Source organism: Cellulophaga baltica 18 (genome assembly GCF_000468615.2).
Taxonomy (GTDB): domain Bacteria; phylum Bacteroidota; class Bacteroidia; order Flavobacteriales; family Flavobacteriaceae; genus Cellulophaga; species Cellulophaga baltica.
This window is the reverse complement of sequence record NZ_CP009976.1, coordinates 2,176,527-2,190,949: the sequence shown is the minus strand read 5'-3', so window position 1 is coordinate 2,190,949 and position 14,423 is coordinate 2,176,527. Positions and strand designations below refer to the sequence as shown.

Annotated in this window: 13 protein-coding genes; 11 read left to right on the top strand and 2 right to left on the bottom strand. The window is 34.5% G+C overall.

Annotated features, from left to right (window positions below):
* Window positions 1-59: 59 nt before the first annotated feature.
* From M666_RS09350 to M666_RS09335, 4 genes are read left to right on the top strand one after another with little or no spacing between them, the layout of a single operon-like run.
* A complete protein-coding gene (locus tag M666_RS09350; RefSeq protein ID WP_151198043.1) occupies window positions 60-1,376 on the top strand; it encodes a hypothetical protein in 1,317 nt (438 codons plus the stop codon).
* A 2-nt stretch (window positions 1,377-1,378) separates the two neighbouring features.
* Entirely contained in the window at window positions 1,379-1,738 is a 360-nt protein-coding gene (locus M666_RS09345) for a DoxX family protein (protein ID WP_029446936.1), read from the top strand.
* A gap of 49 nt (window positions 1,739-1,787) precedes the next feature.
* Window positions 1,788-2,429 (top strand): MOSC domain-containing protein, encoded by a 642-nt coding sequence (locus M666_RS09340; protein ID WP_029446937.1) that lies wholly within the window; start codon window positions 1,788-1,790, stop codon window positions 2,427-2,429.
* Window positions 2,430-2,433: 4 nt separating this feature from the next.
* Window positions 2,434-4,215: a DUF885 domain-containing protein gene (locus M666_RS09335; RefSeq protein ID WP_029446938.1), complete on the top strand. Its 1,782-nt coding sequence runs from the start codon at window positions 2,434-2,436 to the stop codon at window positions 4,213-4,215.
* Window positions 4,216-4,314: 99 nt separating this feature from the next.
* Here the strand turns inward: M666_RS09335 and M666_RS09330 are convergent, their stop codons facing one another.
* Window positions 4,315-4,899, bottom strand: coding sequence for a T9SS type A sorting domain-containing protein (locus tag M666_RS09330; protein ID WP_029446939.1), 585 nt, complete (start codon window positions 4,897-4,899; stop codon window positions 4,315-4,317).
* 215 nt (window positions 4,900-5,114) lie between these two features.
* Here M666_RS09330 and M666_RS09325 point away from each other — a divergent pair, with 215 nt between their 5' ends.
* Together M666_RS09325 and M666_RS09320 are read left to right on the top strand one after the other, a co-directional pair.
* Window positions 5,115-5,987 carry an AraC family transcriptional regulator gene (locus M666_RS09325; protein ID WP_025615730.1) on the top strand — a complete coding sequence of 291 codons (873 nt, stop codon included), beginning with the start codon at window positions 5,115-5,117 and terminating at the stop codon, window positions 5,985-5,987.
* On the top strand, window positions 5,987-6,586 hold the full coding sequence (locus M666_RS09320; RefSeq protein ID WP_029446940.1) for an alpha-ketoglutarate-dependent dioxygenase AlkB family protein: 600 nt from the start codon (window positions 5,987-5,989) through the stop codon (window positions 6,584-6,586). Before M666_RS09325 ends, M666_RS09320 begins: the two co-directional genes overlap by 1 nt.
* Before the next feature lie 3 nt (window positions 6,587-6,589).
* Here the strand turns inward: M666_RS09320 and M666_RS09315 are convergent, their stop codons facing one another.
* Window positions 6,590-7,366, bottom strand: coding sequence for a S1/P1 nuclease (locus M666_RS09315; RefSeq protein WP_029446941.1), 777 nt, complete (start codon window positions 7,364-7,366; stop codon window positions 6,590-6,592).
* A gap of 115 nt (window positions 7,367-7,481) precedes the next feature.
* Here M666_RS09315 and M666_RS09310 point away from each other — a divergent pair, with 115 nt between their 5' ends.
* The 5 genes from M666_RS09310 to M666_RS09295 all read left to right on the top strand — a co-directional run bounded on the left by M666_RS09310 (window position 7,482) and on the right by M666_RS09295 (window position 14,386).
* Window positions 7,482-9,728 carry a transglycosylase domain-containing protein gene (locus M666_RS09310; RefSeq protein WP_029446942.1) on the top strand — a complete coding sequence of 749 codons (2,247 nt, stop codon included), beginning with the start codon at window positions 7,482-7,484 and terminating at the stop codon, window positions 9,726-9,728.
* A gap of 85 nt (window positions 9,729-9,813) precedes the next feature.
* The gene (locus M666_RS20490) at window positions 9,814-9,972 is read left to right on the top strand and encodes a hypothetical protein (protein WP_155854734.1); all 159 of its coding nucleotides are present in this window, start codon (window positions 9,814-9,816) and stop codon (window positions 9,970-9,972) included.
* Window positions 9,973-10,069: 97 nt separating this feature from the next.
* On the top strand, window positions 10,070-12,268 hold the full coding sequence (locus tag M666_RS09305) for a DUF5916 domain-containing protein (protein WP_029446943.1): 2,199 nt from the start codon (window positions 10,070-10,072) through the stop codon (window positions 12,266-12,268).
* A 10-nt stretch (window positions 12,269-12,278) separates the two neighbouring features.
* Entirely contained in the window at window positions 12,279-13,085 is an 807-nt protein-coding gene (locus M666_RS09300; protein WP_029446944.1) for an HAD family hydrolase, read from the top strand.
* A 38-nt stretch (window positions 13,086-13,123) separates the two neighbouring features.
* Window positions 13,124-14,386 carry a DUF819 family protein gene (locus M666_RS09295; RefSeq protein WP_029446945.1) on the top strand — a complete coding sequence of 421 codons (1,263 nt, stop codon included), beginning with the start codon at window positions 13,124-13,126 and terminating at the stop codon, window positions 14,384-14,386.
* The last annotated feature ends 37 nt before the right edge of the window (window positions 14,387-14,423 follow it).

Genomic DNA, 14,423 nt, shown 5'->3' with positions numbered 1-14,423 from the left:
ATTTGAAGCGGCTTTTTATTTTTAGAAAAGTTAGTATCTTTCAGCAAACAACCACACCAATGAATAACGATTACCGCAGCCCCTCCTTTAAAAGATGGTTAGACAAATTGCAGCAAGAAAGTTGGCAACTAGAATTAATTATTTCAGGTTTTGCCATTTATGCTTTGATTTTGGCCTACGAACCAATATCAATTAACATTTCTGAGGCTATGAACTCTCAACAGACAATAAAAATGATACTGTGGTTTATTGTTTTCATTTCTTGGGCAATATTCATATTCAACCTCACGCTTCATATTGTCTTAAGAGGACTTTGGATTGGTGCTCTAGGCTTACGCTATGTGTCTGGCGATATTGATTATCATAAATTAAATTACTCAAAAAAATTTACTAAACATCTCAAAAAAAGAGTTGGTACTTTTGATCGCTACATTGCTAGGCTTGAAAAATATTGTAGCATTTTATTTGCCATAAGTTTTTTAGTTTTCTTTTATATTTTAGGCTTTTTTACAATTCTCCTTACCTTAACAGGTTTGAGTTATTTTGTCACAGAAGTATTGAATTTAAAGGGAATATTGAAAAAGGCGATAGGCATTTGTATGGTCATTTTATTTGGCATGGGTATCCTACTCACTTTTATAGATTTCATTACCATGGGCTACCTAAAGAAAAATAAGTACATTTCTTTAGTATACTATCCTTTTTACAGACTATTCACCTACTTGACTTTATCTTTTTTATATAGACCATTGGTGTACAATTTTCTAGATAATAAGTTTGGAAGAAGGCTAAGTCTTATGCTATTACCATCATATTTGGCAATTATATTTTTCTCAACATTATACTATCAAAACTCAAACTACATTTTAAAAACAGATATTTCTTCTGAGGTTTACAGCTATCAAAACCATTATGAAGATTTACTGATAGAAAAGACTGATTTCGGTAATATAATCACAATTCCTTCCAAAGTAATCAGAACACCGTATCTTCAAATATTTTTATACTATACAGAACAAATAGAAGATCATGTTTTTGAAAGCAATAAAAACCTAAAACCGAAAGAAGATTTAAGGAGTTTTAAATCTGATTTTGTAAATATTAATATAGAAACTAATAACAAAAAAGATTTAAGACTAGATTATCTAAAAACTTTAAACGAAATTTATTCAATAAGGATTGATTCCAGTAAATATAAAGCAGACTTTATTATAAGCACCAATAGCAAAGAACGTTTAGGTTTTGAAACCTACTTCAACATAAGAGATTTAAAGGAAGGCAAACATATCCTCCGTATCTTAGCACCGCCAGCAGATAGTACTCAAGTAGCAAATGACACCTTAGTCACTATTCCGTTTTGGCATTTTAAAGACTAATTATGAATTACCCTTTTCACTTATACCTCTTAGCCGCAATTTATGTATTTGCAGGTGTTATGCATTTTATTAAACCAAAAACCTATTTGCGCATTATGCCCAGATACCTTCCCAACCCTAAGCTTCTAGTATCTCTAAGTGGCATAGCAGAAATAGCATTGGGTATTGGACTCTGTTTCCCGTCCACAAAAAATCTATCTATTTACGGCATTATAGCCATGCTCGCTGTTTTTTTATTGGTTCACTTCTATATGCTTTCGGGCAAAAAAGAAGGTGCAGGTATCCCTAGATGGATTCTTATCTTAAGAATCCCGTTACAATTCGGATTAATGTATTGGGCATACTGTTACCTGCCATACTAAGGTAAAATTTTTTATCACAAAATACCTAGATAGTTTCTACCTTTATAACATGAAGGTAATTTCAACCAACTTAGGAAAATCAACCACCATACTGTGGAATGGTAAAGAAGAACAAACGGGGATCTACAAATACCCTACTTCCGAGGCTATACAGCTCTTAAATGAGGATGTTGCCAATGATACGGTAATTGACAGGAAACATCATGGCGGCGTTCATAAGGCATGCTACCTTTATTCTGCAGATCAATATCCGTATTGGAAAAACCACTATCCAGATTTAGAATGGGATTGGGGCATGTTCGGCGAAAACTTAACCATAGAAGGCCTGGACGAATCTAAATTACGCATAGGAAGCACCTACAAATTAGGGTCTGCCTTAGTACAAATTACACAACCTAGAGAGCCTTGCTATAAATTAGGCATACGCTTTAATGATTCTAAAATCATCAAAAAATTTGTAGCCCATAACTATCCCGGAACCTACATTAAAGTTTTAGAAACAGGAACAGTTACCACCGGTGATGAGATGATACTTATCTCCCAATCAGAAAATAGTTTAACTATAAATCAATACTATCAATTTTTATTTGCTAAAACTAAAGACCCTGAAGTGGTTCATTTAATTTTGAGCAATGACGCCTTACCCGAATACAAAAAAGAACGATTACGAAACTCACTAAAAACTCAATAATTTTATGAAAAAAATTCTACTAATCAGCTTGTGCCTAATCGGCCTATACTCTTGTAAAGAAGAGGCTAAAAAAGAACCAGCTATTGCTATGCACAATACAGAGTTTGACAGCTTACTCGAAAACTATTTTGAGGAGAGCCTAAAACTATATCCTTTAAATGCAACCTCACAAGGAGATGTGCGTTACAATGATATTTTACCTAATTTTTTAAGTGACGAATTCATTGCCTCTGAAAATAAATTTTATTCGGACTATAAACAAAAACTAGCGGAAGTTAATGAGGAATCGCTTACGTCTAGCCAACAAATGAGTAAAGACATTTTACTTTGGGAATGCGATCGTAATTTAGAACGTTTAGGTTTTAGAGAAGAATTACTTCCTATCAATCAAATGTGGACCATGCAATTAATGATGGGACAATTAGCTAGTGGCGCAAGCTCGCAGCCCTTTAAAACAGTTGCAGATTATGACAATTGGTTAAAAAGGTTAGAAGCCTATACCACGTGGTTAGCCAGTGCTAAAGTAAGAATGGAAGAAGGTATCAAAACAGGTTATGTTCTGCCAAAATCATTAGTACTGAAAGTTACACCGCAACTAAAAGACATGACAGAGCACGATTTGGACAAACATTTGTTCTTCTCTCCAATAAAAAATATTCCAGAAAGCTTTTCTGATGTTGACACAGACCGCCTGACAGAAGCCTATTCTGCTATGATTTCAGAAAAGATTATTCCTGCATACCAAAATCTATATGATTTTATGAATACGGAATATATGGCCGCAGCTAGAACAACTAGTGGCATAGAAGGTATTCCTAATGGAAAGGAATACTACGACTATTCTATAAAACTATATACGACCACAGACATGACCGCTGATGAAATTCACCAATTAGGTCTAAGTGAAGTAGCACGTATTTCTTCTGAAATGGAGAAAATTAAAAAAGAGGTTGGTTTTGAAGGAGACTTAAAGGCCTTCTTTGATTTTGTTAGATCAAAAAAAGAACTGATGCCTTTTACTTCTCCTGAACAAGTTATTGAAAACTTTAAGGTTATACATGAGAAAATGAAACCTCAAGTAGACAAGCTTTTTGGCAAACAGCCCAAAACACCTTTTGAGGTTAGAAGAACGGAAGCATTTAGAGAGGCGTCTGCCAGTGCAGAATATAACCCTGGATCTATTGACGGTACTAGACCCGGTATTTTTTATACTCCTATACCAGACGTTACCAAATACAACATGTATTCTGATGAAGATTTATTTTTACACGAAGCTATTCCTGGACATCATTTTCAAATTTCTTTGACACAGGAAAATAAGGAACTTCCTAAGTTTAGAAAAACGTTATGGTATAGCGCTTACGGAGAAGGTTGGGCATTATATACCGAGTCTTTAGGTAAAGAACTTGGGTTATACACAGATCCTTACCAATATTTTGGAATGTTAGGAGCAGAAATGCACAGAGCAATACGTTTGGTGGTAGATACAGGTTTGCATTCTAAAGGATGGACCAGAGAGGAAGCTATTGAATACTCTCTAGCTAACGAAGCAGAATCTGAGGCAGGTATTACTTCTGAAATTGAGCGTTATATGGCTAATCCTGGGCAAGCCTTATCCTACAAAATAGGGCAACTTAAAATTATAGAATTACGCGCTAAAGCAGAAAAAGAGTTAGGAGACAAATTTGATATTAAAGAATTTCACAATCAAGTATTAGAAACAGGTTGTGTGCCTTTAGCTTTATTGGAAAACAAAATTAATAGCTGGATTTTAAATTCTAAATAAAGAAATTAGAATAAATTACAAAAGAAAAAGGGGAGCTTACGCTCCCCTTTTAGGTTTAAAAAAATTAACTCAACTTAACTTAAAACCAAATTTTCAATATTATATACTTACGTTTTCTGTGTAAACTCCTTTTGAATTTTTTACAGCGATAGTGTAATCACCTTTGTGAGCTGTCTTGAAGTTTACTGCTTTTTCAACAATCAAAGTATCAGATATTTTTTGAGTGTATAAAACTCTATCACTAGAATCATAAACTTTTATCTCAACATCTTTCTTCTCTACGTTTAAAAAGTTGATGTAAACCATGTTATCTTTCATTCTAAATACTGGCTTAATCACTTCATCCTTATTAAGGATACTGATAGACTCACCGTCAATCATTATAGAATACGTAGTAACTTGTGTAGTATCGTCTACTTTAAAAGTATATACTCCTGATTCTAATTTGCTAAGATCAAATTTCTTACGAAGAGAACTGCTTTGAACATTACTATTAGAATAAATTACGTTATTGTTACTATCTAGGAATTGTATTTTTGTGTCTTTAGATACGATGTCTAATTCAAAAATTAAACTTTTTGCATCCTTATCGGCTGCAACATTTAATTTTAGTTCATTGGCCGAAGCTGTAAAAGTGCCGAACACTAAAGCTGCCATTGCGGTAAATTTTAGAACTTTTTTCATAACTGTTTGTTTTAGGAGGATTACTAATTATTTACATGGCAAAGATATGTCGCATATTCAGTTAAAAGTGATGCACGTTTTTCCAATTTCTATGCTATATTAACATCATTACAATCCTTACATGACCTTAACGTTAATATAACACATATTTTAGGTAACTTTGCACCAGCGAAGCTAAATGAAGCGTATTTCTAATTGTATATAAACTTAAAAGCATGATACTACAAAAACCTACGTTTGAAGTTATTGCTCCAGATTTTGGACATTCTTTCACGTATCAGAAATTTGATGAGGATAAACCCAATATGAATACGGTGTGGCATTACCACCCTGAACTAGAACTGGTATACATTAATGGTGGTTCTGGAAAAAGACAAATTGGGAGTCACGTATCCTATTATAATGATGGTGACCTTATATTAATAGGATCTAACCTACCGCATTGCGGTTTTACCGATGGCACTACAGGAAACAAATCTGAAACTGTGGTACAAATGAAGCAAGATTTTCTTGGTTTTGATTTTTTCAACATTCCTGAGATGAAAAAAATTCAAACCATTTTTGAAGCGTGTAAAGGCGGAATAGCTTTTTACGGTAAGACAAAAAAGAAGATTGGTGAGAAAATAGAAATTTTAGAATATCAAACAGATTTTCAAAAACTACTTTCTATCCTTAATATATTAAATGAACTAGGAAACTCTGAAGAGTTTAAATTATTAAACGCAGAAGGGTTCTCTATGGAGTCTTCCATGAAAGACAATGACCGTATTAATATGGTGTTCAATTTTGTAAAGAATAACTTCAAAGAGGAAATTTCTTTAGAAACCATTGCAGATTTAACAAGTATGACGGTACCTTCATTTTGCAGGTACTTTAAAAAGATTACTAAAAAAACATTTGTACAGTTTGTAAATGAGTATCGTTTGGTACATGCTTCAAAGCTTTTAGCAGAAAAGCCTATGAGCATTGCAGATGTAGCTTTTGAAAGCGGATTCAATAATTTTTCGCACTTTAATAAATCATTCAAACAGTTTACAGGACAAAATCCTTCTGAGTACAGAAACCAATTAAAGTCGATTATACAATAATGGCAAACCTTTTTTCTGAAGCGCTTCATTTAAATCTACCAGATAGTGACCTTATATACTATCCTAATTTCTTTGATACCCGTTCAGCAGATAGCTATTTTGCCAAACTTAGAGAACAAACACCTTGGCAACAAGATGATATTACCGTGTTTGGAAAGAAATATGCTCAGCCAAGGCTAACCGCATTATATGCTAACAATGATAAGGCTTACTCTTATTCTAGCATTTCAATGCGCCCACATGTATTTACGAAAGAACTGTTACAGATTAAAAATGAAGCAGATACACTTGCGCAGACAACCTTTACTACCTGTTTGTTAAACTTATACAGAGACGGTAAAGACAGTAATGGCTGGCATGCAGACAATGAAAAAGAATTAGGTCAAAACCCTATAATTGCTTCCATTACCCTTGGAGAAGAACGTTTTTTCCATTTAAAACACAGAACCAACAAAAATTTAAAACATAAACTTTTGTTGGAACATGGTAGTCTCTTACTTATGAAAGGAGCAACACAACACCATTGGTTGCACCAAATACCTAAAACTGCTAAACCTATTCAAGAGCGAATAAACCTAACCTTTAGGGTGGTGTATTAAATGTTACTCAAAAACTTCATTTAGAACTTTTGCTAAACGCAATCCGCCTTTTTGCAATTGTGTTTCTACAAGTCCCCAATATTTATAGCTATAGGCATACCCTAGTTTCTCTCCAACCTCAACAGAAGCATATAACTCTGTTGCTAATCCTTTAGATTCTTCTACCCAGTCAAAAACAGTACCTTCTTGAATTTGCTTCTCCTCATCTTTGGTTAGCTCTGGTAAATTATCTGCAATCTCAGTAAAACTCATCCCGTAGTCATCAATCATGTTACTATCCCAAAGTCGGTGTAGATTAGATCCTTTTCCAAACCACTGTATTTGAATATCATTACCGCCTTTATCCTCTTGTCTTCCCACATGCATGGGTTGATGCAAGTCTCCTAATAAATGTACTAGAAATTTGAGGTAGAATACTTTATCTTCTTGTGAACTATTTTTATCTTTTACGATCGCAGCACATTTTTGAATTCCCATAACGATATCACCGTATGGGCTAGGTGCTACTTCCGTATATTTTTTATCTGCAGGGTAATTTACATAATGCCAAGCACTAAACTCTTTATACTTTTTATCAGATTTTATATCATCCGCAAAGGTAGAAACTAAAGCTAAACTTTGCCCATCTAACAATTTTGCAATTGCCTTCTTTGCTTTTCTACTTAGATGGCGTTGTGCAACTTCACCTGTTGTTCTATGTCCTGTTTTAGACCACTCTCCATCCGTAGAAAATACAAATTGAATGGATAGGGTTAATAATAAAATGGTAATTTTCTTCATCAATTTAAAATTTACTCAATCTTTACATTTTTAAAGCTCAAAAATAAACAATACAACCTTAATGCATGATTAAGTCGTATATAGTTTTTAATATTTTAACTAAAAGTGCACACGCGTGATTTTCAAAAAAATTAAGTCTCCAATTCTACGGTATTTACTTCTTGCAGTAATAGGATTACTCCTCTTATTTATCCTATTCATTCTTAGTATTCGTATAGGTTTATGGGGAGAAATACCTAGTAAAAAAGAGTTGGGTAATTTAGAGTATCAAAAAGCAAGCGAAGTCTATGCAGCAGATAGTACGCTTATTGGTAAATATTATTTTTTTGATAGGCAACCCATTGCGTTTGAAGAGTTCCCTGAAAATCTTTTAGAAGCACTAATTTCTATCGAAGATGAACGTTTCTATTCTCATTCCGGTGTAGACTATCCTAGTTTAATGCGGGTAGCTTTCAAATCTATTTTAATGCAAGATAAAAGTTCTGGTGGAGGTAGTACTATCACCCAGCAACTCGCAAAAAACCTATATCCCAGAGAAGAACGCAAAAATACCAATATTGCCGTTGATAAAATTAAAGAGATGTTTATAGCCGCTCGTCTAGAAGACATTTACAGTAAAGAAGAGTTGCTTTATCATTATTTAAATACGGTGAGCTTTGGCGATAATACATTTGGTATTGAGAGTGCCTCTTTAAAGTTTTTCAATAAAAAAGCTAGGAATTTAAACACGGAAGAAGCAGCCGTTTTAGTGGGGATGTTAAAGGCTACTTATGGATATAATCCTAGAGTATTCCCTGAAAACAGCTTAAAAAGAAGAAACTTGGTCTTGCAGGCTATGCAAAAAAACAATTTTATTTCAGCTATAGAAAAAGATAGCCTTAGTGCTTTACCATTAAAACTAGATTATAAAGAATTTAATTACAATGATGGACTTGCACCTTATTTCAGAGAGGAAGTCCGCAAGCAATTGTTAGCTTGGAGTACTACTCAAAAAGAGCATGGGAATGAATACAATATTTATACCTCTGGCTTAAAAATTTATACCACCCTTGATTATAAAATGCAACAATTAGCCGAAGAAGCTATGGTTACACATTTGTCTAATTTGCAAAAAGATTTTGAAAAAAGTTATGGTAAAAACGCCCCTTGGCTTACCAATAAAAAACTCTTGGATAAGCTACTTAAGCGAACCAATGCTTATAAAAAACTTAAAAAAGAAGGTCTTTCAGAAAATCAAATACTAGACTCTTTAAGTATTAAAAGAAAAATGACGCTCGCAGGTTGGGAAGGCGAAAAGACAGTTGAAGCTAATACAATAGACAGCCTACAGCATTATTTAAAATATTTAAATACAGGATCTTTAGGAATAGACCCAACTACGGGAGCTGTAAAAACTTGGATTGGCGGCGTAAATTTCAAATACTTCAAATACGACCATATTTCCCAGAGTAAACGCCAGGTAGGTTCTACATTCAAACCCATTGTGTATACAGCCGCATTAGAAAATGGAATAGCTCCCTGTACGTATTTTTCTGCACAGGAGGTAGCTTATGAAAATTTAAAGGGATGGTCTCCTAGTAATTCTGGCAGTAAAGACGAAGCCTACTTAAACTATTCTATGGAGCAAGCATTGAGTAATAGTGTTAACACCGTAGCCGTAAAAGTATTAGAAGAAGTTGGTGTCTTAAAAGTTATACGACAAGCTAATAAAATGGGCATTTTAGAAAAATTACCTAGTGAACCTTCTTTAGCCTTAGGAACCGGAGAAATAAAAATTACAGAATTGGCAGGAGCATATGCTTCTTTTGTAAATAACAGCAAACCGGTGACTCCATTTTTAATTCAGACCATTAGTAACAGTAAAGATTCTATTTTAGAAACTTTTAAACCTAAAATTGCCGATACCGAAGCATTTTCTTCTGAGACCAGACAAACCATGATAGAAATGATGAAAGAAACTATTAATTCTGGTACCGCTTCTAGATTAAGAGACGCTTATAATTTACCGAATGCTATTGCTGGTAAAACCGGAACTACACAAAATAATAAAGATGCATGGTTTGTAGGGATCACGCCAAAGCTTGTACATATTACTTGGGTAGGATTAGACAATCATGAATTAGGTTTTAAAAGTACTAGTTTAGGGCAAGGAGCAAATGCCGCCCTACCTATGTTTGCCTTATTACTGCAAAAGCTAAATAAGGATAAAGAATTTAATGCAATTACTAAAGCACAGTTTGAAATAACTTCTGACGAAGTATTGCAAAACCTTAACTGCGATCCTGTAAAAAAAGACGGTTTCTTAAAGCGTTTATTTAAAAATCCTGACAAGAAAAAGACCAAAAAATTTAAGTCTAATTAAATATAAAAAACTACAGATTCCTATACTCATCCTTAATGGTGATAAAGATATTCAGGTCGCTATTACTAACGCTCAAAACTTAAAAGTGGCTCAGCCAGAAGCAACCTTAATGATTATCTCTAACATGAATCATATCATGAAAGAAGAAGATGCTGAGGTTCAAGGGTATGAAGGATACCTTAATCCTAAATATCCTATTTCACCTAAAATGATAGCAACAGTGCTTCAATTTATTTCACAATAAGCAATAGCTAAGGGTTAATTTACAACTATAGGATACTTCTTTCATGTTTTATCACAAAATAAACCCTTAAATTTGAGAACCAACGAAACCAAGCCTAATGTTCAAGTTCTCTATATGTTACCTCTTTTTCCTTGCTTCACTATCTGTTTTAGCTCAAAATGAGGACAAACACATTACTATTAAATACATTCCTGAAATTCCTCAGATAGACGGTATTTTAGACGAAGGTGTATGGGAAAAAGCAGAAAGTGCCACAAAATTTCAACAATATTTCCCATCAGATACCATACTTGCTCAGAAAGATACAGACATCAGAATGTTTTATGATGGTACTCATTTATATATTGGTATTCGTTTAGAAACTTCAGGAAGCAACTACGTAACTCCATCTTTAAAAAGAGATTTTAGAGCTGGCGGAAATGATAATATAAGCTTGTTGTTTGATACCTTTAATGATGGCACCAATGCTTTTCTGTTTGGTATAAATCCGTTTGGAGTCATTCGGGAAGCCTTAATTTCTAATGGAGGTGGTAGCGATGGTGGTTTTAACACCTCTTGGGATGTAAAATGGAAGGGAGAAGCTAGAAGCTTTGACAACTATTATACTGCTGAGCTTGCCATACCATTAACCTCCTTCAAATTTAAAGAAGGAGAAACAAAATGGCGATTTAACAGCTACAGATTTGATACCCAAAATAATGAAACCAGTACTTGGGCTAAAATTCCACAAAACCAATCTATTTATAGCTTGGCTTTTATGGGAGAAATGACGTTTGAAAAGCCTTTAGGAAAATACAGAACACCAATTGCCATTATACCTTATGTAAATACGCTTGCACAGAAAGATTTTGAAACCAATGCCAGTAAAACCAATCTCAAATTTGGTGGAGATGCTAAAGTAGCTATTGGTAATGGGATGAATTTAGACATCACCTTAAATCCAGACTTTTCTAATGTAGAAGTAGATAATGTATTTACTAACCTTACCCGCTTTGAAGTATCCTTACCTGAAAAACGGCAATTTTTTGTAGATAATAGCGATCTCTTTTCTAGTTTTGGTGGTAGCCAAGATGCGAATCCGTTCTTTTCCAGACGTATAGGTATTGCTAGGGATAAGGATAACAACTCTATAGAAAACAAAATTATTGGTGGTTTTCGTTTAAGCGGTAAGCTTAGTAATGATTGGCGCTTAGGCTTTTTAAACCTACAAACGGCCGAGGATTTAGAAAATGAAATTCCCTCTAATAATAACTCCATGTTTGCCCTACAACGCAAAATATTCTCTAGATCTAATATTGGCTTGTTTTTTATCAACAGAGAAGCGTTTAAATCGTATGATTTTGTAGCCCCAGAAGATCGGTACAATAGAGTTTTGGGAGTTGATTATAATCTAGCTTCTGCTGACAATACTTGGAACGGTAAGTTCTATATGCATAAATCTTTTCAGCATGATTCCGATAGTAAGGATATCTCTACAGGTGCCTATATATCTTACAATAGTAGAAAGTTTAATGTATTTTCCGATTGGGTATATATAGGAGATGACTTTAGATCTGACCTCGGTTTTATACGGAGAACAAATATTTTTAAGTTTGTAACGGGGTTTGAACGTGTATTCTGGCCTACCGCAAGTAAAATTAACAGCCATAGTTTTGAAGTATTTCCTATTTTCACCTTAAATCCGGAGCTAGATTTTAAAACAACAGATTACACGGTACGTGCCTCTTGGGGAGCTGAGTTTGTAAACCAAACCGAATTTAATTTCAGTGTAGATAGCAACTACACCTATCTTGTTAATGGGTTTGACCCTAGCCGAACTGCAGAAGCTGTTGCATTACCCGCAAATTCTGAATACACCTATTCTACTGCCGCAATGAATTTTAGTTCTGATTCTCGGAAAGCTTTTTCCTATTCTTTAGAACAATCTTATGGGGCATTTTTTAATGGAACAAGAGCTTCTTCTGCCGCAGAAATGACTTTACGCTTACAACCAAAAGCGGCAATCTCCTTGTTAGTGAGTTATGATAAGATAACACTGCCAGCACCCTACTCTAGCGCAGATTTCTGGTTAGTAAGTCCTAGTTTTGAATTTACATTTAGTAAATCAATCTTTTGGTCTACCTTAGTGCAATATAGTAATCAGCGGAATAATCTAGGTTTCAATTCGCGCTTACAATGGCGTTTTGCTCCCTTATCAGATTTATTCATTGTGTATAATGATAATTATATTGTAAACGATTTTGAACCTAGAAATAGGTCGATAAATCTGAAATTCACCTATTGGCTAAACATTTAAAAAAATAATATTGAGGTATAAAATACTTTGTTCCGATTTAGATGGAACCCTGCTTTCTACAAAGAGTGATGTTTCTGAACTCACCATATCAGAAATTAAAAGAATCAACAATTCCGTAAAGGTCTATTTAGCATCAGCTAGAATGCCTAAGGCTATGACCTATTTACAAAAAGACCTAGGGATAGAAAATGAACCTATTGTTTGCTACAATGGTGCATTGATCCTTCATGGAAATGCAATTTTAGATTCTGTTGCTATCCCCCTTCGAGTTTTAAAATCTATTTATAGCCTTACCGAAGATCACGGAATTAAATTAGGACTGTATTATGCCGATGAGTGGTATGTTGAGGGAACGTCTGAGCGTGTTGAAAAAGAGATTAAGTACACCAAGGCAACACCAGATTTTAGGCCAACACCAGCTACATTTCAAGATTGGCGCTCTAGAAAAATAGAAGGAGCGCATAAAGTGATGCTTATGGGAACAAAGGCATCATGCGATGCTATTTTCCCAGAGTTACAAAAAAACCATGATGATGCTATTGCTATTTACCGTTCCAACGATACATTAATTGAAATAGCACCAAAAAGTGTCACTAAGCTTTCGGCCATACAGAAATTATTACAAACAGAAGAAGCGCTAGCAGATGTCATAGCTTTTGGTGACAACTACAATGATATAGAAATGTTAGAACATGTTGGGTGTGGTGTTGCGGTAGGCAATGCTAGAACAGAAGTAAAAGCAATTGCTAATTATATTGCCGAAGAAAATACAGCACATGGCGTGGCCAAATTTATCCAAGAACATCTTAGAGATTAATTATATTTGAAAAAAATCATCCTTGATATTTTATATGTATGAATGAAGTTTTAATTACAAATGATGCGGTTGTTTTTGGATTATTAGCACTTTGTCTAGGGTTTATTTTTTACACCTCCTCCATCACTACAGGTTTTTGGCGTAAATTTTATAGTATTGTCCCTGCTGTACTCATGTGTTACTTACTACCTGCTGTTTTAGCAAGTTGTCGTATTATTTCAGATGACCTATCTCAGCTTTATTTTATGGCTAGCAGGTATCTCCTGCCAGCTGCTTTAGTATTAATGACTTTAAGCATAGACCTTAAAGCAATTTCTAATTTAGGATCAAAAGCATTGATTATGTTTTTAACAGGGTCAGTAGGGATTATTATAGGCGGACCTATAGCCATATTGTTGGTTTCTATTTTTTCTCCAGAAACAGTAGGCGGCAATGATTTTGATGCTATTTGGAGAGGCCTTTCTACCATTGCTGGTAGTTGGATAGGTGGCGGTGCAAACCAAGCAGCCATGTTAGAAATTTTCAAATACAATCCTGATGAATATGGCAAAATGGTATTGGTAGATATTGTTGTGGCTAACGTTTGGATGGCTGTTATACTATTTGGAGTAGGAAAAACAAAAGCCATAGATAAATGGTTACAAGCAGATACCTCTGCGATAGAAACTTTAAAACTAAAAGTAAGTGCATTTTCTGCAAAAATAACACGAGTGCCAACATTGCAAGATTATATGCTGATGCTATGCTTCGCCTTTACAGCCGTAGGAATATCACATTTTTTTGGAGATACCATCAGTGAATACCTTACTAAGAATAGTAGTGCTGTAGCAGACCCTAGTAATTTCTTATCATTCTTAGGCTCTAATTTCTTTTGGATGGTGGTGATTGCCACTGCATGTGGTATCGTTTTATCTTTTACGAAAGCAAAAAATTATGAAGGGGCAGGCGCTAGTAAAATAGGCAGTATTTTTATTTATATTCTAGTGGCAACTATTGGTATGAAAATGGATCTTACTAAAATATTAGAGAATCCAGGATTGTTAGTTGTTGGTTTTATATGGATTTCTATACATGCCTTGTTACTTATTTTAGTAGCCAAACTCATCAAAGCCCCTTACTTTTTCTTGGCGGTAGGAAGCCAAGCAAATGTGGGTGGCGCAGCATCTGCCCCTGTTGTTGCTGCAGAATTTCATTCCTCATTGACCTCCGTAGGTGTTTTGTTGGCCGTATTTGGCTATGTAGTAGGTACAGGAGGAGCGTTACTTTGTGCTTATCTTATGGAAATAGCTTCCAAAATGTAATATTGTGTATAAATAATTCACGTACACGTGTATTTAT

Bases quoted from the DNA above. Each gene is read 5' to 3' on its own strand.
- M666_RS09350 (WP_151198043.1), top strand. From the start codon at position 60: ATGAATAACGATTACCGCAGCCCCTCCTTTAAAAGATGGTTAGACAAA.
- M666_RS09345 (WP_029446936.1), top strand. From the start codon at position 1,379: ATGAATTACCCTTTTCACTTATACCTCTTAGCCGCAATTTATGTATTT.
- M666_RS09340 (WP_029446937.1), top strand. From the start codon at position 1,788: ATGAAGGTAATTTCAACCAACTTAGGAAAATCAACCACCATACTGTGG.
- M666_RS09335 (WP_029446938.1), top strand. From the start codon at position 2,434: ATGAAAAAAATTCTACTAATCAGCTTGTGCCTAATCGGCCTATACTCT.
- M666_RS09330 (WP_029446939.1), bottom strand. From the start codon at position 4,899: ATGAAAAAAGTTCTAAAATTTACCGCAATGGCAGCTTTAGTGTTCGGC.
- M666_RS09325 (WP_025615730.1), top strand. From the start codon at position 5,115: ATGATACTACAAAAACCTACGTTTGAAGTTATTGCTCCAGATTTTGGA.
- M666_RS09320 (WP_029446940.1), top strand. From the start codon at position 5,987: ATGGCAAACCTTTTTTCTGAAGCGCTTCATTTAAATCTACCAGATAGT.
- M666_RS09315 (WP_029446941.1), bottom strand. From the start codon at position 7,366: ATGAAGAAAATTACCATTTTATTATTAACCCTATCCATTCAATTTGTA.
- M666_RS09305 (WP_029446943.1), top strand. From the start codon at position 10,070: ATGTTCAAGTTCTCTATATGTTACCTCTTTTTCCTTGCTTCACTATCT.
- M666_RS09295 (WP_029446945.1), top strand. From the start codon at position 13,124: ATGAATGAAGTTTTAATTACAAATGATGCGGTTGTTTTTGGATTATTA.